At 36.4% G+C, this 21339-nt stretch carries 26 protein-coding genes, 1 pseudogene and 1 riboswitch; of the genes and pseudogenes, 13 read left to right on the top strand and 14 right to left on the bottom strand.

Annotation, left to right across the window (positions count from 1 at the left end; all coding sequences use genetic code 11):
- Window positions 1–154 precede the first annotated feature (154 nt).
- From CN288_RS23480 to CN288_RS23455, 6 genes and pseudogenes are all read right to left on the bottom strand, one after another.
- Window positions 155–394, bottom strand: a pseudogene (locus CN288_RS23480) (potassium:proton antiporter); the annotation flags it as partial.
- Window positions 395–447: 53 nt separating this feature from the next.
- A complete protein-coding gene (locus CN288_RS23475) occupies window positions 448–2298 on the bottom strand; it encodes an FtsX-like permease family protein (RefSeq protein WP_098303219.1) in 1851 nt (616 codons plus the stop codon).
- A 16-nt stretch (window positions 2299–2314) separates the two neighbouring features.
- The gene (locus CN288_RS23470) at window positions 2315–3076 is read right to left on the bottom strand and encodes an ABC transporter ATP-binding protein (RefSeq protein ID WP_026593780.1); all 762 of its coding nucleotides are present in this window, start codon (window positions 3074–3076) and stop codon (window positions 2315–2317) included.
- Between the two features lie 201 nt (window positions 3077–3277).
- Entirely contained in the window at window positions 3278–3640 is a 363-nt protein-coding gene (locus CN288_RS23465; RefSeq protein ID WP_026593781.1) for a VOC family protein, read from the bottom strand.
- Between the two features lie 96 nt (window positions 3641–3736).
- Window positions 3737–3886 (bottom strand): hypothetical protein, encoded by a 150-nt coding sequence (locus CN288_RS23460; protein WP_003208774.1) that lies wholly within the window; start codon window positions 3884–3886, stop codon window positions 3737–3739.
- A 16-nt stretch (window positions 3887–3902) separates the two neighbouring features.
- A complete protein-coding gene (locus tag CN288_RS23455; protein WP_026593783.1) occupies window positions 3903–4166 on the bottom strand; it encodes a YtzC family protein in 264 nt (87 codons plus the stop codon).
- Window positions 4167–4278: 112 nt separating this feature from the next.
- Here CN288_RS23455 and CN288_RS23450 point away from each other — a divergent pair, with 112 nt between their 5' ends.
- From CN288_RS23450 to CN288_RS23430, 5 genes are all read left to right on the top strand, one after another.
- Entirely contained in the window at window positions 4279–5238 is a 960-nt protein-coding gene (locus CN288_RS23450; RefSeq protein WP_098303218.1) for a TIGR01212 family radical SAM protein, read from the top strand.
- Complete coding sequence (locus CN288_RS23445) at window positions 5235–5807, top strand: class I SAM-dependent methyltransferase (RefSeq protein ID WP_098303217.1); 573 nt, start codon at window positions 5235–5237, stop codon at window positions 5805–5807. Before CN288_RS23450 ends, CN288_RS23445 begins: the two co-directional genes overlap by 4 nt.
- A 95-nt stretch (window positions 5808–5902) precedes the next feature.
- The gene (locus tag CN288_RS23440; protein ID WP_026593786.1) at window positions 5903–6790 is read left to right on the top strand and encodes an ABC transporter ATP-binding protein; all 888 of its coding nucleotides are present in this window, start codon (window positions 5903–5905) and stop codon (window positions 6788–6790) included.
- Complete coding sequence (locus CN288_RS23435; protein ID WP_098303216.1) at window positions 6759–7451, top strand: ABC transporter permease; 693 nt, start codon at window positions 6759–6761, stop codon at window positions 7449–7451. Before CN288_RS23440 ends, CN288_RS23435 begins: the two co-directional genes overlap by 32 nt.
- A 53-nt stretch (window positions 7452–7504) precedes the next feature.
- Window positions 7505–8188 carry an aspartate/glutamate racemase family protein gene (locus CN288_RS23430; RefSeq protein ID WP_098303215.1) on the top strand — a complete coding sequence of 228 codons (684 nt, stop codon included), beginning with the start codon at window positions 7505–7507 and terminating at the stop codon, window positions 8186–8188.
- Window positions 8189–8412: 224 nt separating this feature from the next.
- On the opposite strand, the gene CN288_RS23425 is transcribed toward CN288_RS23430, so the two are convergent.
- The 4 genes from CN288_RS23425 to CN288_RS23410 all read right to left on the bottom strand — a co-directional run bounded on the left by CN288_RS23425 (window position 8413) and on the right by CN288_RS23410 (window position 11816).
- Entirely contained in the window at window positions 8413–8799 is a 387-nt protein-coding gene (locus CN288_RS23425) for a GyrI-like domain-containing protein (protein WP_098303214.1), read from the bottom strand.
- Between the two features lie 60 nt (window positions 8800–8859).
- A complete protein-coding gene (locus CN288_RS23420) occupies window positions 8860–9798 on the bottom strand; it encodes a helix-turn-helix transcriptional regulator (protein ID WP_303745783.1) in 939 nt (312 codons plus the stop codon).
- Between the two features lie 116 nt (window positions 9799–9914).
- Window positions 9915–10976, bottom strand: coding sequence for a tetraprenyl-beta-curcumene synthase family protein (locus tag CN288_RS23415; protein ID WP_026593791.1), 1062 nt, complete (start codon window positions 10974–10976; stop codon window positions 9915–9917).
- 36 nt (window positions 10977–11012) lie between these two features.
- Window positions 11013–11816, bottom strand: a complete 804-nt coding sequence (locus tag CN288_RS23410; RefSeq protein ID WP_026593792.1) for an alpha/beta hydrolase — start codon at window positions 11814–11816, stop codon at window positions 11013–11015.
- Window positions 11817–11890: 74 nt separating this feature from the next.
- On the opposite strand from CN288_RS23410, the gene CN288_RS23405 reads away from it, so the two are divergent.
- From CN288_RS23405 to CN288_RS23395, 3 genes are all read left to right on the top strand, one after another.
- Window positions 11891–12403, top strand: coding sequence for a gamma carbonic anhydrase (locus CN288_RS23405; RefSeq protein ID WP_098303212.1), 513 nt, complete (start codon window positions 11891–11893; stop codon window positions 12401–12403).
- A gap of 146 nt (window positions 12404–12549) precedes the next feature.
- Window positions 12550–13092, top strand: a complete 543-nt coding sequence (locus tag CN288_RS23400; RefSeq protein WP_098303211.1) for a phosphatase PAP2 family protein — start codon at window positions 12550–12552, stop codon at window positions 13090–13092.
- A gap of 12 nt (window positions 13093–13104) precedes the next feature.
- Window positions 13105–14250, top strand: a complete 1146-nt coding sequence (locus CN288_RS23395) for a glycosyltransferase family 4 protein (protein WP_098303210.1) — start codon at window positions 13105–13107, stop codon at window positions 14248–14250.
- A gap of 47 nt (window positions 14251–14297) precedes the next feature.
- Here CN288_RS23395 and CN288_RS23390 read toward each other — a convergent pair whose 3' ends face one another.
- Entirely contained in the window at window positions 14298–14906 is a 609-nt protein-coding gene (locus tag CN288_RS23390; RefSeq protein WP_026593796.1) for a molybdenum cofactor guanylyltransferase, read from the bottom strand.
- Window positions 14903–15412, bottom strand: a complete 510-nt coding sequence (locus tag CN288_RS23385; protein WP_026593797.1) for a MogA/MoaB family molybdenum cofactor biosynthesis protein — start codon at window positions 15410–15412, stop codon at window positions 14903–14905. The genes CN288_RS23390 and CN288_RS23385 overlap by 4 nt, the downstream gene beginning before the upstream one ends.
- Before the next feature lie 289 nt (window positions 15413–15701).
- Here CN288_RS23385 and CN288_RS23380 point away from each other — a divergent pair, with 289 nt between their 5' ends.
- Genes CN288_RS23380 through CN288_RS23370 form a run of 3 tightly spaced genes read left to right on the top strand, consistent with a single transcriptional unit; the run spans window position 15702 to window position 16618 of the window.
- Complete coding sequence (locus CN288_RS23380) at window positions 15702–15881, top strand: hypothetical protein (protein ID WP_026593798.1); 180 nt, start codon at window positions 15702–15704, stop codon at window positions 15879–15881.
- Window positions 15882–15887: 6 nt separating this feature from the next.
- Window positions 15888–16079: a hypothetical protein gene (locus CN288_RS23375; protein ID WP_026593799.1), complete on the top strand. Its 192-nt coding sequence runs from the start codon at window positions 15888–15890 to the stop codon at window positions 16077–16079.
- A gap of 14 nt (window positions 16080–16093) precedes the next feature.
- Window positions 16094–16618, top strand: a complete 525-nt coding sequence (locus CN288_RS23370) for a GNAT family N-acetyltransferase (protein ID WP_026593800.1) — start codon at window positions 16094–16096, stop codon at window positions 16616–16618.
- 41 nt (window positions 16619–16659) lie between these two features.
- On the opposite strand, the gene metK is transcribed toward CN288_RS23370, so the two are convergent.
- Window positions 16660–17859, bottom strand: coding sequence for a methionine adenosyltransferase (gene metK / locus CN288_RS23365; protein WP_026593801.1), 1200 nt, complete (start codon window positions 17857–17859; stop codon window positions 16660–16662).
- Between the two features lie 168 nt (window positions 17860–18027).
- Window positions 18028–18149, bottom strand: a riboswitch (SAM riboswitch).
- Between the two features lie 229 nt (window positions 18150–18378).
- On the opposite strand from metK, the gene pckA reads away from it, so the two are divergent.
- Window positions 18379–19965 carry a phosphoenolpyruvate carboxykinase (ATP) gene (pckA, locus tag CN288_RS23355; protein WP_026593802.1) on the top strand — a complete coding sequence of 529 codons (1587 nt, stop codon included), beginning with the start codon at window positions 18379–18381 and terminating at the stop codon, window positions 19963–19965.
- 327 nt (window positions 19966–20292) lie between these two features.
- On the opposite strand, the gene CN288_RS23350 is transcribed toward pckA, so the two are convergent.
- Entirely contained in the window at window positions 20293–20664 is a 372-nt protein-coding gene (locus tag CN288_RS23350) for an ATP synthase subunit I (RefSeq protein WP_026593803.1), read from the bottom strand.
- 446 nt (window positions 20665–21110) lie between these two features.
- Between CN288_RS23350 and CN288_RS23345 the strand changes: the two genes are divergently transcribed.
- The gene (locus tag CN288_RS23345) at window positions 21111–21332 is read left to right on the top strand and encodes a hypothetical protein (protein ID WP_026593805.1); all 222 of its coding nucleotides are present in this window, start codon (window positions 21111–21113) and stop codon (window positions 21330–21332) included.
- Window positions 21333–21339: the final 7 nt, after the last annotated feature.

Raw genomic sequence — 21339 nt, 5'->3', positions numbered from 1 at the left:
TCTTTTGAGGCAGCTCCTTTCTATATTGGAATCGATCTCTAAAACATACATTCTATCCCACATGATTTCCTGTTATAACTTGCATTCTGTTTTGTAATTACATCAATAGAACTATTTATGACTAATCTTTATATTTTAATTTCCCACAGGAGATTCATCCTATTTCTGATTTTGACCGCTCTTTAGAACTCCATTTAAATATTTTATCTAATACAGCATATATCCTATTGGATTCCTTCGCTAGTAAAGGTCCTATAGATGCCAATATCAAAACATATAAAGCTGAAAATGGTTTAATTGTAGCCATTAAGCCACCTGCCATTCCGATATTCGCTAAAATAATAGAAAATTCTCCTCTTGATACAATTGTTAATCCAATATTCACAGAAGCCTTAAACGTTTTAATCAAAAAATACCGAGCACCCTCTGCTCGGTATTTTCTAAATCTTAGTCTTCTTTCGGAAGAACTATTCCTTTATACAATTGAACTGTAATGAAGTAATAAATTGCGTAAATGACTACGAAAATAACAATTGGAAGCCAAATACGGAAATACGGATCAAGTAAAATAAATCCGAAAATGTTCATTCCAACCAATACGTGAGCGATACCTACAATCGCTGGGAATAAGAATACTAAGAATAACTCTTTATAGATAGACTTCGTTAATAATTCACGGCGAACACCGATTTTACGAAGCATTTGATAACGTGTAATATCTTTTGATGCACCAGAAAGAATTTTAAACATTAAACAACTTGCCATCATTGCTAAGAAAGCAATTCCGAGGAAGAAGCCCATAAATACTGTTCCACTTGCAATACCGTGAAACCCAGTATACATCACATATTTAGTTTGTAAATTATCTGCTTTTATATTTTTATATTTATCTAGTTGCAACTCGTCAAGTTTTTTCCATTCTTTTGTATATGCTACAAAATCATCTGTTTTTCCAATACATACAATACCTTCTTTACCTTTTATACCATCGTACATTTTTTGATCGACAATTTTAATTGCTTGATCAGGGAATAAATAAAATGGCTGAAGCGTTCTAAAAGCTTCCTCCCATTCTTCTGGAAGTTTTTTTGTATTCGCATCTTTTTCGTTCATATTTCTTGAAATAGCACCTACGGGAAGCTCTTCAGAAACCTTCTTAAATTTATCAAAACTTTCTTTACCTACACCATCGCGTACCAATGGGCGATTTTTCTCTAAATCTTCTTTTAAGTAGTAAACATATTTATCATCTGTTTTGTAACGATATTCACTTTTTTCTTTAAATGGAATACCATCTAAAATTTTCTTTTCTTTTGCTGTTGGGTTATGAACCACTGAATCATATATTTCAACACCATCAACAGTCTTCATAACATTATTTTTAAAAGCCATACCGCCAGAAATTGCTCCTGCACCAAGTGCAATTAACATCGCAACTGTTGCAAGTACCTTTGTTAAACTATTGATACGGAAGTTTAATTGCGCAAATGTAAATGCGTTAAGCCCCTTTTCACTACGCTTCTTATTGTTCTTTAGCTTTTTAATAATAAATGGTAGGGCAGATCCAAATAACATATAAGTGCCTGCTGTTGTTGTAATTAACGCAATAATAATTCCCATTTCTCTTAACTTCTCCATATAAACCATGGAAGCATAACCAATGCCTAATAAAACAATTGCTAAAAATGCTACTACACCCGTCAATTTTCCTTTCACCGCAACACGCTCTGTTTGTGCATCTGCATGTACAAGTTGTAAGACTGAAATACGTGATAGCTTAATACTGTTCATAATTGCAGATAACACAAATAGTGCAAAGAAGAAAATGCAAGTAACAGTCATTGATGGGACATAAAATGCTTGATAACCACCTGCAGTAAACTCAAGCTGCTTCATAAGTAGCTGCCCAATTCCTTGTGCAAGACCTACACCTACTGTAATCCCAATCACTAGAGATGCTACTCCAATAATGATTGTTTCCATAAACATAAGTAGTGTAATCTTATGCTTTTTTGCTCCCAGCATCATATACATACCGAACTCTTTTTGACGAAGTGATAGTAAGAAAGAGTTCGCGTATAAAATGTAGAAAAACGTGATAATTGCTAGTAAGAATGAACCAGCTTGGAATACAAATCCAATCGACCTAATAATAGAATTTGATTCAAGAAACGCCTTATTCAGTGCTAACGTTTGAAACATATAAAAAATTGAAATAGACATAACAAGACCAACAAGTAAGACGATATAGTCTTTCAGCTTACTTTTTAGTCCTGACATAGAAAGCTTAAATAACATGCCTGAACCTCCTTTCTTATGCTTTTTGTGTACCTAAGTCTGCAAGTACATCTAAAATTTCTTTATAGAACGCTTCACGCGTACCACCGCGATGAATTTCTTTGTATAGCTCTCCATCTTGAATGAATAAAATACGCTGACAGTAACTTGCACTATATGGATCGTGAGTAACCATCATAATAGAAACGCCTTGTTCTTCGTTTAAATTTGTCATCGCATCTAGAAGACTTGTTGCGTTTTTAGAATCAAGTGCTCCTGTTGGTTCATCTCCTAAAATGATTGCTGGTTCATGCACAAGTGCACGCGCTGCTGCTGAGCGTTGTTTTTGTCCACCAGATACTTCAGAAGGGTACTTTTGAAGTATTGCTGAAATTCCTAGCATTTCCGCTACCTTCTCTACTTTTGGTCCAATTTTACGTGATGGAACACCTTGAAGTGATAACGGTAAAGCGATGTTTTCATAGATTGATAAGTTCTCTAATAAATTAAAGTCTTGGAAAATAAATCCTAATTTTTGAGAACGGAAATCAGATAGTTCACCTTGCTTCATCTTTGTAATATCCGTACCTGCAATTTCAACAACACCGCCTGTTGCTTTATCTAATGTTGAAATTACATTTAGTAACGTTGTTTTCCCCGAACCAGATGGCCCCATGATGCCAACAAATTCACCTTCTTGAATTGAGAATGATACACCTTTTAATGCGTGTGATTGACTCTCACCTTTTTTACCGTACACTTTTTGAACACTTTTAACGTCTACAACTGGTTTGTTCATATATATCCTCCTACGCTTGTTTTTCCATTTCCTATTTTGCGCCTTTTGGAAGATATCTGCTATTGCTTAACATTACATTCACCTTACACTTTTGTAATATAATTGAACTCCCCCCACCTACCGTTAAGCGCTTGAGGTAGGGGTCTTCTCGCTAAATATGATAAAAAAGTTGAGTTTGTATAAACTCAACTTTTCATAGCACTAACCCTTTAAAACAAACTCATTTCCTTCATTATCTTTAAAAATAGAAAACGTTCCCCACGCCATTTCATTCGGCTCTTGCGTAAACTCTACCCCGTTCTTCTTCATTGTTTCATACGTTTCTGTAATATTTTCTGTTACAAATACGATCGATGCTTTTAATTCATTTGCATTTGGCATCATTGATTTTGGATAAATAACTAAGTGAGAACGTGTTCCTTTTGGTCCTACTTCAATCCAGCTTGCATTTGGTCCCATTGGGTCATTACGGTATACTTCAAATCCAGCCTGTTCCGTCCAAAATTCAAGTGCCTTTTGTTGATCCTCTACGTAAACTGCTACTGTACCGATATGTGCAATCATTATTCATTCCTCCGTTACTATTCTTACTTGAAACTTAATTATAATGTAGGTGCTCAAAATTACAAAAAATAAAACCAGGTCATACTGCGACCTGGCTTACTCTGATTGTTTCGATTTTTGCGGTTGTCCCTTTTTACGATTCCGCTGTTTTGCTTGTACTACTGGATCAAGTTCATTTGAAAATTCTGCGTTATGCCCATTTTGTGTTTTTTGCTCTGGGTTGTTTTGATCTGAGCGCTTTGCCACTTTCATTCACTCCTTATTAGTGTGGTGTAATAATCATTTGATGCTGCAATTGACGAACCGCCATACGTGCACGGTTTAACTGTTCACGCTGTTCATCATTTGCGTGTTGCTGCATTACTTGTAAATCGTTATAAGCCTGTTCCAATTTTAACTGCGCATCAGAATACTCCATTGTGTTGTAATGCTCTTGTCTACTTCCAATATCTAATTGTTCTTTTGCATATTCGATCGCTTGCTCTGCTTGCGTAATATATTCTTCAAGTGATTGACGCTCTGCCATTACATTTTTCCTCCTTGCCGTTAATTCCCCCTTAGTGTGTCCCTTCCATATTGACCTTATGAGTATGTTATAATGGATTTTGTTTCATTTTAGGTTTTAGGAGGGATATGTAATGAAGGCTCAAAACCCTTTTCCATATACAAATGACAATAAACGTTACCATACGTGGAATTATCACTTACGAAAAGAGTTCGGCGAAAAAATCTTTAAAGTTTCATTAGACGCTGGATTTGATTGTCCAAACCGTGATGGCACAGTTGCATACGGCGGATGCACATTTTGCAGCGCTGCCGGTTCTGGTGACTTTGCTGGTGATCGCCGCGATGATGTTATAACGCAGTATCATGAAATGAAAGAAAAAATGCATTCAAAATGGAAGGATGGAAAGTGTATCGCTTATTTCCAAGCATACACAAACACACACGCTCCATTAGAAGTGTTAAAAGAAAAATTCGAACCACTTTTAGCAGAAAAAGACGTTGTTGGTCTTTCCATTGCTACTCGCCCTGACTGCTTACCTGACGATGTTGTGGAATATTTAGCTGATTTAAATAAACGGACATATCTTTGGGTCGAACTTGGACTACAAACTGTTCACGAGCGCACAGCAAATCTTATTAACCGTGCCCATGACTATCCGTCATATGTGGAAGGTGTAAACAAGCTTCGTAAACACGGCATTAGAGTATGCTCTCATATTATTAACGGTCTCCCACTTGAAGACTACGACATGATGATGGAAACGGCGCGTGAAGTAGCCAAACTTGATGTGCAAGGAATTAAAATTCATTTGCTCCATTTATTAAAAGGAACGCCAATGGTGAAGCAATATGAAAAAGGACAATTAGAATTTCTTTCTCTCGAGAATTATGTAAGTCTCGTTGTCGATCAACTTGAGATTATTCCAGCAAATATGATTGTGCATCGTATCACAGGTGACGGTCCACCTGACTTAATGATTGGTCCAATGTGGAGCTTAAACAAATGGGAGGTATTAAATTCCATAGATGCAGAATTTGTACGCCGCGGAAGCTGGCAAGGGAAATATGCAAACGAGGTGAAATCAGTATGAAATTAGAACGTGTCTTGCCGTTTGCACGCACTCTTTTGCAAACAGCTGTTAAAGAAGGCGATTATGCTGTAGATGCAACACTTGGAAACGGTCATGATACTTGCTTTCTAGCGGAAATCATTGGAGAGAGCGGGAGAGTATTTGGATTTGATATTCAGCAGGAAGCAATTGAAAACTCGACTGCTCGTCTAAAAGAAAAAGGCCTAGAAGAACGAACTGTTCTTATTCATGACAGCCACGACACTTTGTTATCCGTATTACCAGAAGAAGCAAGAGGGAAAGTGACTGGAGCCATTTTTAACTTAGGTTACCTTCCTGGCGGTGACAAACATATCGTTACAAAACCAAATTCAACGATAGCTGCCATCGAACAATTATTAGACATCATGGCACCAGAAGGAATCATCGTTCTTGTCATTTATCACGGACATCCTGAAGGACAAATAGAACGTGATGCTGTACTGAAATTCGCTGAAGAACTGGATCAAACACAAACCCACGTGCTTCGTTACGGATTCATTAACCAACAAAATAATCCGCCATTTATCGTGGCGATTGAAAAGCGATAAGCCGTGCATACACTGCACGGCTTTTTTATTGTCCTATCGACAAAATTTACCATATAATGGATGTGTAAACCTTACAAAGAAGGAAGGTAAATATTTTGTTGATAGAATTGAAAGGGCTAACAAAGAGATATGGAAAACAGCTAATCTTAGAAGACATTCACTTATCTATTCCAAAAGGACAAGCAGCTGCCATTATTGGTGGGAATGGTACTGGAAAAAGTACACTCCTCAAAATAGTTACTGGATTTATTACTCCTACAACTGGAACAATCAAGAAACAACCCGACATGAAAATCGGATATGTACCTGAACATTTTCCAGAGGATATTCGTTTTACACTGGAAGACTATTTGTATCACCTTGGTCGTATTCACGGGTTATCTCAAGAGCATTTACAAAATAAAATCCCACCCCTACTAGAGCTTTTTCATTTAGAGCACGTCAATCATTCCGTTGTAAAGAATTTTTCAAAAGGAATGAAGCACAAGGCTGGTATTATCCAAGCACTCCTTAGCAACGTAGATCTTTTAATTTTAGATGAGCCGCTTTCAGGTCTTGATCTAAAATCACAACAAGAACTCGAGCAAATATTGCTTACATTAAAACAACAAGGTCTTACCGTTCTCTTCACCTGCCATGAGAAACAGCTATTAGAAAATTTTGCTGACCGAATTGTGACACTAGCTAATCGTACGATTGCAGAGGATAGACTTTTAACATCTGATGCAATCCCGAAAGAGCATATCTACATAGAAGCAACTGTACCGTATACATTTTCTATTACAAAGTTACAAAAACAATCTGGCTGCATACATGTCGCATCTAACCAGAGCCTCATTCAATTACAAATTGAAAAGGCTTATACAAATGACATACTTCACTATTTATTACATAACAATGCGTCCGTTACATTGCTACAACCTAAATTCCAAAACCGAAAGAAGGATCTTTATGATTGCACTCATTCGCTACAATTTTCTTGATTATACAAAGTCGTACAAGTATGTTCCACCAATCGCGATGTACATCATAAGTTTGCTCTTTGTCTATGCCTATACGCCAAATCCGATTGTTACAACATATTTAGAAACCGCACTTATGCTCTACCTACTTTCAGCTTGGATCACCATCACACTGTTTCATACGGAAGACCCTGTTCAAGAACAAATTACTCTTTCTCATACCAAAAGCATACAGGCCTTATACCTTAGTAAATATGTAACAGTACTTCTCATTTGTAGTGTTCTATCCCTTATATCTGTTATATACCCAATTGCCTTTCATATGTTTAACGAAAAAATGACAGTATCATTATTTATAACTGGTTTCCTTGTCCACTTTTCTTTATCTATACTGGGTACTTCTATCACAACTTTATTTACACGAAATATCATACAAAAAGCAAGTACAGCTTGGCTTAGCCTTTCATTTGTATTACTGATTACAATCGCATCCATTCGTCTCAAAAAAGACATGCCAGAATTATTATGGTTCTTCCCTCCTATTAATCATTTTATGATGCTTGGTCAACATGAACATCATTTACCTGTCCGTGTGCTTTGGCTTACTGCATGGGCACTTGCATATTCAGTTGTATTAATAGGATTATTTCTTTCTCTTGTACGAAAAAGAAGGAACATGTAGATGAAAACAAGAATTTCTAAATTTAGATTATGAAATTAGGGAGAGATACAACAATGATTGGAATACTAGCAGGAATGGGACCAAAATCAACAGGACCATTCGTTGATACAGTAGTTGAACAATGCCAAAAGATATACGGCGCAAAGTACGATATGGACTTCCCACATATGATGATTTATTCTTGTCCAACACCTTTTTATATGGATAGGCCTATTAATCATAAGGATATGAAACAGGCTATTGTACATGGTGCACAAAAACTGGAAAGTACAGGTGTGGATTTTATCGCCATGCCATGTAATACAGCTCATCTGTATTTTGATCAATTACAAAATTCTATTTCAGTTCCCATTTTAAATATGGTTGATGAAACAATAAAAGAAATACCCGATCACGTAAAAAAAGTAGCTCTTTTAGCTACTGATGCGACTGTTCAATCTGGCATATATCAAGATGGAATTTCAAAACGCGGTATGGACTACATACATAAAGACAACTGGCAAAGAGATGGCACTCAAATTATATCGAAAATAAAATCTGGAAACATAAGTGAAGCAAGCGAATTATGGCGTACACTTTGCACAGAATTGGGTGAATCCGTAGATGCCGTTATTATCGCTTGTACAGATTTGAATGTTATATGGGGTACAGAACTACATAACCTTTGTTTTGTGGATTCATCTACTTGTCTGGCTAAAGCCGTTGTAAACAAATATGTATCCTATCAAAAAAGATAGAAGGAAGATTTCATGAAAACAAAAAATATTCCTTTTGAAATGGGCTATACAATGTTATGAAAAACTCCAACATACCCGAGGGATTTTTATTAATAAACTCCGCCTCGCTTATGGTTATCATTGGGAAACAGACTTCAAAAGGCGAATGCGATTTTTTTTGTGAATTCTTTCCGATATTGGAGCAAAACAACCGGTTCCTTGTATAGGAACCGGTTAATTATTTACTATTCAACCGACAGAAATATTTTTATACTTCCATCTTTAGAATAAAATTCAAAATCTGTTTTATATGCTCTTTTGATATCACTGTTCCAAATATCCACCCAAGCGTTAAAGACACCTTTGGGATCACTATGATCTACTTCTACAACATGGTAGTTACCAGCGGGAATGATGACATTACTTTCCTCAACAAGTTTCTCTTCCGTGCCAATATATAAATCATAATCACCTGTAAAATCACTTTCATAGTTCGTATAAACACCATATACATCACCTTTTAAATCTAAACGAAGAAATTCTTCCCATAGATTAAGTATGGCATCTGTATTTTGATTATTTGTTCTTACCTTTTTTCCATAAATATGTTTTTCAGTAATCGCTGTATTCATAGATCATTCCCCCACTAGTTAATATGGAAAGTATAGCATTCATAATATGACAACAGTCTGTCAGCTTTTATAAATATATTCAATTTCACCTCTATATTTATTTTTAAGCCATAAAGGTTCTAGTATCTTTACATGCCTCCCAAACATCAAGAGAAATGGCAATATATTTTTATTGCTATCATATTGAAAAGTTACTTTTAACTCTCCATCTTCAAGAAACTCTATTTCATCATCAGTAAAGAAGTCGTATAATTTTCCAAGTTCACTTTTTGAGAATAATAATACAATCCTCTCTACTTTAGCTGCCTTATTCGTTACATATTCATTTTTCTCAGTATAGGCCGCTCTAGTATTGTCATGTATAATTTCCATACTTCTTATTCTAGTCAATTTAAATAATCTCAAAGCTTTTCTAGACTCACAAAAAGCTTCTAAATACCAACTACCGTTCATAAAATTTAGTTTTAAAGGCTGAATCATTCGACTAGATATATTTGCTGTTTGTGACACATAAGAAATATGGATTTTATTTCCTTCATCAATTATAGACAGTATTTTTTTGACCTTTCGTTTTGTCTCTTCTTCTATCGTTTCTCTATGTAATGTAGATGATGATATTGTGATATTGGAATGATATTCCTCTTTATTTTCTTTCAATAACTCTAATTTTTTTTGTAGCATTGATAATTGATTGTTATCAAATAGTTCATTTTTTAAGGTTAAGCCTTCTAGTAAAAATTTCTTTTCCTCTTCACTAAATGTAAATTTATCTAGTTGATAGTTATCAATTAACGTAAAACCACCATTCTTTCCTAAATAAGAAATAATAGGAATACCAATTGCCGATAAAGCATCTATATCTCGATAAATCGTTCTTTTGCTGACTTCAAATGTATTAGCCAACTCTTCAGCAGGAACGATATCTTTTTTCAACAAATAAATAAGTATCGAAAACATCCTCTCTGTTTTCATAGCATGCTTGACCTCCTCGAGGGATATGTAAAAGATTAGGAAATCGAACTTTTCATTTTATAGAATATGTTTTTCCTAAGTAAATCACAACTTTCAAATATACATAGTAAAGAAGACCACTCCTAAAAAGAGTGGTCTTTTCATCACTGTGCCATTTTCTTTCGGTACATCTTCCCGTTCCAATAGAAGAATCGTGAAGTGAACCCCCCGTATTTCACAATGCGCCTTGCCATTTGCTGCATATTCTTTTGCTCTGATACCTTTTGGTCAGATAAATACATTCCAAGAAGACCGCGACTAATAAGACGATGAAACTTCGCATGTGGTAAGTCACCAATATTTCTTTCCGCTTCTTCCACAAAATGCTTCATTCGCTCTAATATCACTTGTTCATTTTCATAATAACTACAGAAATTTAAGTCTCCACCGATACGATCTTCTTCTTGATCGATGAAATAATCAAGTAAAATATGAAGACCTTGTACATAAGGGAAATAACCTTGCTTAATCTTTGCAATATCCTCATCAAGTAATTCATCATGAAACGCATAGGCAACAAGACAAAAGATTCCAAGAGTAGATCCTGCACATGCCGAAAATTCAAACCAGCTCATCGGTGGTACATTTTCCTTATGAGCTTCAAACCATGTTCGCAAGCGCGGTTCTCTCTCTTCTAGTTTCACATGCTTATGAATTTGTAAATCACAATAGTAACAAGCAAGCTCGTGAAGGATTGGCGCTATCCTGTCATAGTGTTTTGTTTTTAGCAAAACATCTTGGCATGTTGCAACAAGCTCATCTAAATAACCACCATCATCTTGATCATCACGATAACGATAGTAATTACTTCCTTCACTCTCTGGTGTTAATGCAGCCAGCATTGATTCATGAAGTGCAGCAAAATCATTTGGATCAAGCGATGTACTACGATCACATAAGTTATCTAAGTAATCACTAATTGTCTGATACGCTACAATAAAACGAATACAGTCCTCACGGTGTTCATTTGCAAGCAGTGCTAAAATACCACCACCTTCACAATGAAACGTTTTATGTTCAATACTTGCAATAGCCTGATTATGAAGCTCATCATTCGGAATATGGTAGGCACGCTCTTTCCACATCGCTAGCTCATGGTGTACAACCGGAAACACATCACGGTATACTTTCGCCATGAGCGTTATGGGATTACTCGGTACGTTCACTTCTTCCTTCATCTCCTCTATTAAATGTCCAAATCATTATTTATTTGTTTCTATTATGTTATTTACATGTATTTCAGTAAATGCTTTGATATAGCTTAAAATTTCATCTCGCTCATATTCATTTAATAGCTCATGGTAACAATTTGACCATTCTTTATACGTCTTATCATTAACCTTTAAGTTATCAAACCATTTACGGACACGTGTTTTATCTACAAGTTTATCCTCACACGCCTGCATTAGCAAGAGCGGAACATCTGGAAACTCATCAATTTTTTCATGAGCAATCTCAATTGATTTTATCAATTCACTATACCAACGAACTGACACCTTGCGCAAGAACAACGAATCATTCTCCATCGCATCGCGAATTTCTTTATTCCTAGTTGACATTTCTACTGTAAGATTTGTGGGGAATTGGAGTTTCGGTGTGAGAATATTTAACAACTTTGAAGCAGCTCGAAGCGGAGCAGCAGGTGCAGCTAAAACACCTAGACATGGCGAGCTTAATATAATTCCATCTATGTCTTCTCTCTTCGTTTCTTCCATCATACGAATGACAATAAGTCCGCCCATACTATGACCAAATAAAAAAATAGGAAGCCGATATTTCCTTGCTTCTTTCACCCATAATTTTACTTCCTCTATGTATTCATCAAATGAGTCGATATGTCCTCTATTTCTTGAAGTTGTTCCATGAGCCGGAAGATCTCCCATAACAACATGATACCCAAAATGAGTCCACATTTCTGCTAGTGCCTCATAACGTCCGTGATATTCCATCGCCCCGTGCACAATCACGATTACCGCTTTGGCTGTTTCTGCTTCATAATTCCACATACGAAACTCCTCCATTTCACTCTTTTCTGTAATTTGATACACTAAAACTAGTTTCTAGGAAAGGAAGGCTTTACATGATATATCCTTATAAAGATAAAAATCCGAAAATTGCGAGTAGTGCTTTTATCGCTGACTACGTTACGATTACAGGTGATGTTACAATCGGCGAAGAATCAAGCATTTGGTTTAATACTGTTATTCGCGGTGATGTTTCGCCAACAATCATTGGAAATAGAGTAAATGTACAAGATCAATGTACGCTTCATCAAAGTCCACAGTATCCCCTTATTTTAGAAGACGATGTTACAGTTGGACATCAAGTGATTTTACATAGCTGCACTTTAAAAAAAGATGCTTTAATCGGGATGGGATCCATTATTTTAGATGGTGCTGAAATTGGCGAAGGTGCATTCATCGGTGCCGATAGCTTAGTTTCACAAGGAAAGAAGATCCCTCCTCATACACTAGCTTTCGGTCGTCCTGCAAAGGTTATTCGCGAACTAACAGATGAAGATCGAAAAGATATGGATCGCATTCGCAAACAGTATGTTGAAAAAGGGCAATATTATAAGTCACTTCAAAAATAGTTCTGCTTGCTGCCATTAAGGTGGCAGCTTTTTTTCATTAAAACTCTAACGTTCTCTTTACAAAATCTTATTATTCCCTCAATAAATTCTTATTAAAATAAAAGATATCATCTCAATACATATATAAATGAGGGGAGAGAGGTTTCATGAAAGCTAAATCCGTCAACTCCTTATACAAAATAGAATGTTACATTTTCAAAGGAATTAACCGTTACTTTGATCAAAAAACATTAAATATCTTTTTCCGCACGATTACACATATCGGTGGTGCAACCTTTTCTATCTCGCTCACGTTATGCCTTCTTATCTTTTCAAAAGGACTTCTGCACACTGCCGCAATTGCAGCAGCTCTTTCATTAACAATGAGTCATATTCCTGTGCAAATATTAAAAAGATGGTACCCACGTAAACGACCTTACTTAACGATTCAAGATGCAAAATACCCATTGCATCCACTACAAGATCATTCATTTCCATCCGGTCATACAACAGCTATTTTTTCAGTAGCTGTTCCCTTTATTTGTTATGATCCAACCTTAATATTTTTTTTACTTCCATTAGCAATGATTGGGGGAATCTCCCGCATCTATCTTGGACTTCATTATCCATCTGATGTATTTGTAGGTATGTGCCTTGGCACATGTTCTGGCATTATCTCTTTTTATCAATTCATTCCACTTGTTATGTAAAGGGGAGATTAGATGAGAGTCGCCATATTTACTGATACATTCACACCGCAAGTAAATGGTGTAGCAAAAACTTTAGATCGTTTAACTCGTTATTTTCAAAAACAAAATATTGCCTATTCTGTATTCGCACCACAACATACAGCAGAAGATAATTTTGTCGCCAATGTGAATAAGATGAGAAGCATCCCGCTGAAAATACTATATCCAGAATGCCGCTTTGCATTTCCAACCCCGCGTATTAGACAGGAACTTCTTGCATTTAATCCTGATATCATTCATGTTGCTACTCCTTTTAACATGGGGCTTTGCGGCATGTATTATGCGAAAAAACTAGGTATTCCTCTTGTCGGTTCTTATCACACTGACTTTGACGCTTATTTACAATATTATAAAATTGAATTTTTCTCCAATATGTTATGGAATTATTTGAAATGGTTCCACAGTCATATGCAAAAAAACTTTGTCCCTTCTTCTGAAACATTGCAGCAATTAACTCAAAAGAAATTTCGAAATTTATATATATGGGGACGAGGAGTAGATTGTTCTCTCTTCCATCCTGCTTACAATAAAGACGTATTCCGAAAAAAATATAATATTACTGCTTCATACATTCTTTCATACGTCGGACGCATTGCCCCTGAAAAAGATATTGATACCCTTCGTAGGCTTATTCATACAACAATAAAAGAACGAAAAGATGCGATTCATTGGCTTATTGCTGGAAATGGTCCTCTTGCTAAAGATTTACGTGAAACTACACCAACCAATAACGTAACCTTTACTGGATATTTGGAAAGAGAAAACCTAGCAGAAGCTTATGCCTGCTCTGACCTTATGATATTTCCATCAGCCACAGAAACATTTGGTAATGTCGTGCTTGAATCTCTCGCATGTGGTACACCAGTGATTGGTGCAAATTCTGGCGGAGTAAAAAATATTATTGCAGATGGAAAAACAGGTTTTCTTTGCGAGCCCAAAAATACGAACTCATTTTTATCATCCATTTATCAATTGTTAAATAGCGAAGAAGCGCGTAAACAAATGAGTATAGCGGCTCGATCCTATGCCACCACACAAAGTTGGAATGAAATTTTTCACAGCTTATACATGCAATATGAAGAGGTGCTTCAGCAAAATAATGCCGAACTACTTGCTTAAATAGGAAAGTTCCATTCATAAAGAAAAAAGGTATGACTTCTATAACGTCATACCTTTTTGGTCTTGTTCTCCTTGAGTACCCGGACATATTCCTCTTTCGTATTTACATTCACAAACAATTCCTTAACCGCGTTCCATTCTTCTCCCATCACATACTTTACGTTACACTGTGATAAAAGTTGTCCCATACTTCGCTTTTCTTCCTCTAATAGCGTATAAATTTCCTCTTTCATACTCTGATGATATGCCGCTAATAACGGCTGTTTTCTGCCATCAATCACTGGAACAATTGCCTCATAGCCTTCACTGATTTGTTTTACTAATGCGGTAATCCACTCATTTGAAAGGTTCGGCGTATCACAAGGCAAAATGATATACCATTCTGCTTCAATATGCTCCATTCCAGATACAATCCCAGCAAGCGGTCCATCTCCTTTATAGGAAGGAATATCTTCTATAACAGGAACGTCTACCAAAGTAACAATTTTCTCTTTTATATCAGGATGACTAATTACAACTACATCTTGCACAGTAGTCTGTATCACCTGAACGATGTGTTCAATAAAAGTATGTCCTTGCCAAATCGCCAACGCTTTCGGCTCCCCAAAACGTCTCGACCTACCACCTGCTAATACAATTCCGGCGAGTTTTTTCATTGTCGATGCAGCTCAAATGTAATGTGCCCAAGCTCTGGCAAAATCAATTTGTTCATCGCAAGGCGAACAGCCCCGCTAGAACCTGGCATTGAAAAGACAACTTTTCTTCCGATTGTTCCGCCAATTGCTCTACTTAACATTGCAGCGCTTCCGATATCTTCTAAATAACTAATCATCCGAAACAATTCACCAAATCCAACAATTTCTTTATCTAATAATGCCGAAACTGCCTCAATCGTAACATCACGCTTTGTAATGCCTGTTCCTCCATTTGTTAACACCACATCAACATCTTCTTGATGATATCCACTTAATACAGCCTGTCTAATACTTTCTTTATCATCTTTTACAATTTCATAAGCAGTTACCGTATGTCCTGCTTCCATTAATAATTCTTTTAATAGCTTACCACTCTTATCTGTTTCTTCTGTGCGTGTATCAGAAACTGTGATAATTTTACAGCGTACTTTTTTAGGCGCTTGCTTTTTATGTTCTATTACGCTCATTTTTATTCGCTCCTTCTTATGAACTACTCATAATTTTATCATACCTGATAGAAGTTCTCTCGAATGTGCAGTACATCACATTTACATAATTATCTAGTGAACGGCTAAAACATTATGATACAATATTGGTATATATAACCATAAAAAAAGAGGTCCTATGATTCTAACCGCACATACTTAACAAGTACAGCGATTCCCCTCTTACTCGCTATTTATTTCATTGCATTTAAATTCGTGCGAAACGATCTGATAAATACTAAATAATTTTTCATAATTAGGAGGCTCGTTCATGGAACTTTATAAGAAACTCACAACGGTATTTATCCTTCTATTTATCGCTTCCATCAGTGCTGGAATGGCATTAAAGGACGCTGTCCCATACTCAGCAATCGGCGGATGGGGATTTGCGACACTCTTTTTACTATGCAGTGCATTTTGCGCCGGAAAAGCACGTCAAAAGAAAGGTTGATGGCCATTGTTTCGCAAAAAACCTACACTTTGCAGATCATGCGACAAAGAAATTCAAACATATGAAAAAGCTTGGGTTCATATGCCTTTTCCTCCAAGCGGAATGACGAATATGAGAAAATATATTGAACTTGATGGAGAAGTATATTGCAGTTCGTGTGCTGGAGTATGTAAGAGCCAAAATAATACAGTAAAGTAAAGGAGGTTTTTCACTTGTTCGAAACAAATCGGATTCGTTTACGAAAGTTTTCAGAAAGTGATATTCCAACCTATTACCATTGGCGAAATGATATAGAAGTTATGAGCGCTACCAGTCTCAATCTTGATACGTATTCATTTCAGGAAGTAGAGCAATTTTGCGGGCAAATCATTCACTCCTCTACTTCTAAAAGTTATATCATTGAACAAAAAAAGAGTAGCCTCCCCATTGGCATCACATCTTTAATTAACATCGATACACATAATCGAAATGCAGAATGTATTATCGATATCGGAAGGAAAGATTATTGGGGGCAGGGATACGGAAAAGAAGCATTAACTTTATTATTGGATTACGCCTTTTTAGAATTAAACTTACACCGTATATCCTTACGTGTTTTTTCATTTAATGACAGAGCGATTCACCTTTATAAAAAGCTCGGTTTTCAGCATGAAGGTACGTGTAAGGAGGCTGTATTCCGAAATGGTAAATGGCATGATATTGAAACGTTTGCCTTGCTACAGTCTAATTACAAATAAAAAAAAGCCTTGCGCTCCGCGCAAAGCTTTTCATTCTTATATTATAGACTAGCTTGCTCTTTTAAAGTTGCTGCTTTGTCTGTACGTTCCCATGAAAGATCTACATCAGTACGTCCGAAGTGGCCGTAAGCTGCTGTTTGTTTGTAAATTGGGCGACGTAAGTCTAGCATTTTGATGATACCAGCTGGGCGAAGATCGAAGTTGTTACGAACTAGTTCTACTAGTACTTCTTCAGATACTTTACCAGTGCCAAATGTATCAACTGAAATTGATACTGGTTGTGCTACACCAATTGCGTATGCAAGTTGTACTTCTGCTTTTTCAGCAAGACCAGCTGCAACGATGTTTTTCGCAACATAACGAGCTGCGTATGCTGCAGAACGGTCAACTTTTGTTGCATCTTTACCAGAGAATGCACCGCCGCCATGACGAGCGTATCCACCGTAAGTATCAACGATAATTTTACGTCCTGTTAAACCAGCATCCCCTTGTGGTCCACCGATTACGAAACGACCAGTTGGGTTAATGAAGAATTTCGTTTCTTCATCCATTAATTCTGCTGGTACTACAGCTTTGATTACGTGCTCTTTTAAGTCGCGATCGATTTGTTCCCATGTAGCTTCCGGGTGATGCTGTGTAGAAATTACAATTGTATCGATGCGTACTGGTTTACCATTTTCATCATACTCAACTGTAACTTGCGTTTTACCGTCTGGACGTAAATATTCTAATGTTTCATCTTTACGAACTTCCGTTAAACGACGAGCTAATTTGTGAGCAAGCGAGATTGGAAGTGGCATTAATTCTTTTGTTTCATTACATGCAAAACCAAACATTAAACCTTGGTCCCCTGCACCAATTGCCTCAATCTCAGCGTCAGTCATTTGACCTTCACGCGCTTCTAACGCTTGGTCAACACCCATAGCGATGTCAGCAGACTGCTCATCAATAGATGTTAAAACTGCACAAGTTTCTGCATCGAATCCATACTTTGCACGAGTGTAACCGATACCTTGAATTGTTTCACGAACGATTTTTGGAATATCTACATAAGTAGAAGTTGTAATCTCCCCCGCTACCAATACTAAACCAGTTGTTACTGTTGTTTCACAAGCTACACGTGCGTTTGCGTCTTTTGCTAAGATCGCGTCTAAAATTGAATCAGAAATTTGGTCACAAATTTTATCTGGATGTCCTTCAGTTACAGACTCAGATGTGAACAGATGACGTTGTTTTGTCATGTGGTAAACCTCCCTACAGTAATTGTATATATTGTACGGAACTCATCCTTAATTTGCCACAAACTGCGACATTCATATATTCTCCCAAACAAGTAAAAGAAAAACCTTTCCCACTTAACATAGAGGAAAGGTTTAATTTGCTACTTGCATACTGCTTTTTGCCCTTCGCTCTTATCGTTCGAGACCGTTCGCCTCGCACAGGTTTTAGCACCTATTCACTTGTATTTACCGTTACAAGTGAGGTTGCCGGGCTTCATCGGGCCTGTCCCTCCGCCAGCTCGGGATAAGAGAGTATCCGTCCCAACCTATACTAAAGAAATGATATTCATTTGTCAATTAATATTCACATATTCCCACAAGTTTTTCGGATTATTTGTCGAACGAAATATAAATAGGAAAATAATACATTCACACAAACAAAAATAAATAAATAGTATACATTATTTATATGATTGTGTTATACTCTTGTTGGGGATTACGAGAAAAATTTCATTAAAATGAAAAGGATGGTATATAAATATGAGTACTGTGAATGTCCAAATTGGATTACACGAATTACTGAACGGAAGCAATGCACAGGTTCAACTAAGCGTTCCACAATTAGTAGAAAAAGTTCTAATGAGAAATGAAGGGAAATTGACTTCTACTGGCGCTGTATCTGCTTCTACAGGAAAATATACAGGACGTTCTCCTAAAGATAAATTTATTGTGAAAGAAGCATCGGTTGCAGATAAGATCGCTTGGGGATCTGTAAATCAACCGATTTCTGAAGAACATTTTAATAAATTATATACAAAAGTATTAGAATACTTAAAAGAAAAAGAAGAATTATTCGTATTTAAAGGATTCGCTGGCGCTGATCGTAACTATCGCCTTCCATTACAAGTTGTTAATGAATATGCATGGCACAATTTATTCGTACATCAATTATTTATTCGTCCAACTGAAGACGAATTAGCAAATCATGAAGCTGAGTTCACAATTGTTTCTGCACCAAGCTTTAAAGCAGATCCAGAGATTGACGGCACAAACTCTGAAGCATTTATTATGGTTTCGTTTGAAAAACGCATCGTATTAATCGGTGGTACTGAATACGCTGGAGAGATGAAAAAATCAATCTTCTCTATTATGAACTTCTTACTTCCGGAACAAGATATTTTATCTATGCATTGTTCTGCAAACGTAGGTGAAGAAGGTGATGTTGCTCTATTCTTCGGTTTATCTGGAACAGGTAAAACAACATTATCTGCTGACCCACACCGTAAATTAATTGGTGATGATGAGCACGGTTGGTCTGATAACGGCGTATTCAATATTGAAGGCGGTTGCTACGCAAAATGTATTAACCTTTCTCATGAAAAAGAGCCACAAATTTTTGATGCAATTACATTTGGATCAGTGCTTGAGAACGTTGTAATTGATAATCAAACACGTATTGCAGATTATAATGATACTACATTAACAGAAAATACACGTGCTGCATACCCAATTGATGCGATTGATAATATCGTAGTACCAAGTGTTGCAGGACATCCAAATACAATTATTTTCTTAACTGCTGATGCATCTGGAGTATTGCCTCCAATCAGTAAGTTAAATAAAGAGCAAGCTATGTACCATTTCTTAAGCGGTTACACTAGTAAACTAGCTGGAACTGAGCGCGGTGTAACATCTCCGCAAGCAACGTTCTCAACTTGCTTCGGTTCTCCATTCTTGCCACTTGATGCATCTCGCTATGCTGAAATGCTTGGTGAAAAGATCGAGAAACATGATGCGAAAGTATTCTTAGTAAACACTGGCTGGACTGGTGGCGAATACGGCGTTGGAAAACGTATGAACTTAGGTTACACTCGTGCAATGGTACAATCAGCATTAAACGGCGAGCTTGATAACGCTGAAACAGCGAAACATGACATCTTCGGTCTTGAAGTGCCACTTCATGTACCAGGTGTACCTGATGAAGTATTAATGCCTGAACAAACATGGGCTGATAAAGCAGCTTACAAAGCAAAAGCAATCGAGCTTGCAGATAAGTTCAAAGAAAACTTCAAAAAGTTCGAGAACGTTTCCGAAAGCATTATCAAATTAGGCGGTCCAATCGCTTAATTTAACCTTTACTGTTTGAATACCCCTTTACTCATATGAATAAGTATAGTGTAGCCTAAAAAGTTCGCGTACTCACCGACAAAACCCATGCGACTTTATAGGTTACACATACTTACAATAAAAAAGAAGCTTACGCTAAAACGTAAGCTTCTTTCTATATATCTTGATTTTCTAACATATAAATCGTTGCTTGGCAAACAAATACAGATTCTCGACTCATTTTCTCCATTTGTTTTCACATGACATAGAGTAAAAAAATTCTCTGACCACTTCTATTCACCATCGAATCCTCTCTCTTACCTAAAAAAGAAAAGGTTCTGTATTTACCTATTTCTTCGCATCTTTCATGCTGTAATAGCCTAAATTAATAACGATCAAGAAATAACCACCCATAATTCCAACAGCAAATGCCCACATAACCATATGATGTTCAATTTCATACATAATAATTGCGCCGAGTATCGCTGCTGCAAAACGATTAACCATACCAAGTGTCGGTGCTTTACTCTTTTTTACAATACTATCTCCAAGCTTTTCAATACGTCTTCCTAAAATCCAAACGCAATACATACTAACGAGTAAACCAATCCCTACACCTAAAAAGTGTGCAGAAAAAGGTGTCATCGCCCAACCTAATAGCATTGCACCTAGCAAATAATACATTTGGATTTTAAATGACCTTAATGACATACTAATCATGCAGTTCTCCTTTATCATCTTATTTACATATCATCAGACTTTATCTGTTACATTCGAAAATAAACAACATAAACACTACACTTATGTTGTTAAAATATTTTTTGGAAATAATATTATACAAGATTTTTAGTTTGGAAGCAGGCGCAACTTGTGACTTTTTTTCAAACATTTCTCATAGATTTACAAAAAAGTGATATCAATCTACAAAAATATGGATATGATGTAGATATATCCACTTTCATTTTCCAACATATAAACCAAGGCCTTGGAAACAAAAAGAGATCTCCGCTCGTTTTCTCCTTCTGTTCTCACATGGCATGCGGCAAAAAAAGTTCTTACCACTTCTCCGCTCGACCAAATCCTCTCTCCCACCTATAAAGAAAGGTTTTATGTCAGTTTTTCAATTTATATGTATGTAATGAGTACACAAATAAAGGGGGCGTCTAATGATTTATTTTTTAATGGCTCTCATTCACCTCATTATCCCTGCACTTATAGGACTCTCATTATATTGGTACACAAAAGAACATAGTATCTTCTATGCTGTCCTCGGTGTTCTTCTCTCCGGAATTATTCTTATTGCACTATTCCGCATACCTTTTCTCAACTTTATCCCACTTATCATTTCCATTTTATTCCTTATGTTTTTACCAAAAATAAAAAAATAGGAAAGCA

Source organism: Bacillus sp. AFS023182 (genome assembly GCF_002560575.1).
Taxonomy (GTDB): Bacteria; Bacillota; Bacilli; order Bacillales; family Bacillaceae_G; genus Bacillus_A; species Bacillus_A arachidis.
The sequence above is the reverse complement of the archived record's forward strand: the minus strand, read 5'-3'. Positions and strand labels throughout refer to the sequence as shown.

Excerpts from the sequence above, each read along its gene's own strand:
- CN288_RS23475 (WP_098303219.1), bottom strand. The coding sequence starts at position 2,298 with ATGTTATTTAAGCTTTCTATGTCAGGACTAAAAAGTAAGCTGAAAGAC.
- CN288_RS23470 (WP_026593780.1), bottom strand. The coding sequence starts at position 3,076 with ATGAACAAACCAGTTGTAGACGTTAAAAGTGTTCAAAAAGTGTACGGT.
- CN288_RS23465 (WP_026593781.1), bottom strand. The coding sequence starts at position 3,640 with ATGATTGCACATATCGGTACAGTAGCAGTTTACGTAGAGGATCAACAA.
- CN288_RS23455 (WP_026593783.1), bottom strand. The coding sequence starts at position 4,166 with ATGGCAGAGCGTCAATCACTTGAAGAATATATTACGCAAGCAGAGCAA.
- CN288_RS23450 (WP_098303218.1), top strand. The coding sequence starts at position 4,279 with ATGAAGGCTCAAAACCCTTTTCCATATACAAATGACAATAAACGTTAC.
- CN288_RS23445 (WP_098303217.1), top strand. The coding sequence starts at position 5,235 with ATGAAATTAGAACGTGTCTTGCCGTTTGCACGCACTCTTTTGCAAACA.
- CN288_RS23435 (WP_098303216.1), top strand. The coding sequence starts at position 6,759 with ATGATTGCACTCATTCGCTACAATTTTCTTGATTATACAAAGTCGTAC.
- CN288_RS23430 (WP_098303215.1), top strand. The coding sequence starts at position 7,505 with ATGATTGGAATACTAGCAGGAATGGGACCAAAATCAACAGGACCATTC.
- CN288_RS23425 (WP_098303214.1), bottom strand. The coding sequence starts at position 8,799 with ATGAATACAGCGATTACTGAAAAACATATTTATGGAAAAAAGGTAAGA.
- CN288_RS23410 (WP_026593792.1), bottom strand. The coding sequence starts at position 11,816 with ATGTGGAATTATGAAGCAGAAACAGCCAAAGCGGTAATCGTGATTGTG.
- CN288_RS23405 (WP_098303212.1), top strand. The coding sequence starts at position 11,891 with ATGATATATCCTTATAAAGATAAAAATCCGAAAATTGCGAGTAGTGCT.
- CN288_RS23400 (WP_098303211.1), top strand. The coding sequence starts at position 12,550 with ATGAAAGCTAAATCCGTCAACTCCTTATACAAAATAGAATGTTACATT.
- CN288_RS23395 (WP_098303210.1), top strand. The coding sequence starts at position 13,105 with ATGAGAGTCGCCATATTTACTGATACATTCACACCGCAAGTAAATGGT.
- CN288_RS23390 (WP_026593796.1), bottom strand. The coding sequence starts at position 14,906 with ATGAAAAAACTCGCCGGAATTGTATTAGCAGGTGGTAGGTCGAGACGT.
- CN288_RS23385 (WP_026593797.1), bottom strand. The coding sequence starts at position 15,412 with ATGAGCGTAATAGAACATAAAAAGCAAGCGCCTAAAAAAGTACGCTGT.
- CN288_RS23380 (WP_026593798.1), top strand. The coding sequence starts at position 15,702 with ATGGAACTTTATAAGAAACTCACAACGGTATTTATCCTTCTATTTATC.
- metK (WP_026593801.1), bottom strand. The coding sequence starts at position 17,859 with ATGACAAAACAACGTCATCTGTTCACATCTGAGTCTGTAACTGAAGGA.
- pckA (WP_026593802.1), top strand. The coding sequence starts at position 18,379 with ATGAGTACTGTGAATGTCCAAATTGGATTACACGAATTACTGAACGGA.
- CN288_RS23350 (WP_026593803.1), bottom strand. The coding sequence starts at position 20,664 with ATGATTAGTATGTCATTAAGGTCATTTAAAATCCAAATGTATTATTTG.
- CN288_RS23345 (WP_026593805.1), top strand. The coding sequence starts at position 21,111 with ATGATTTATTTTTTAATGGCTCTCATTCACCTCATTATCCCTGCACTT.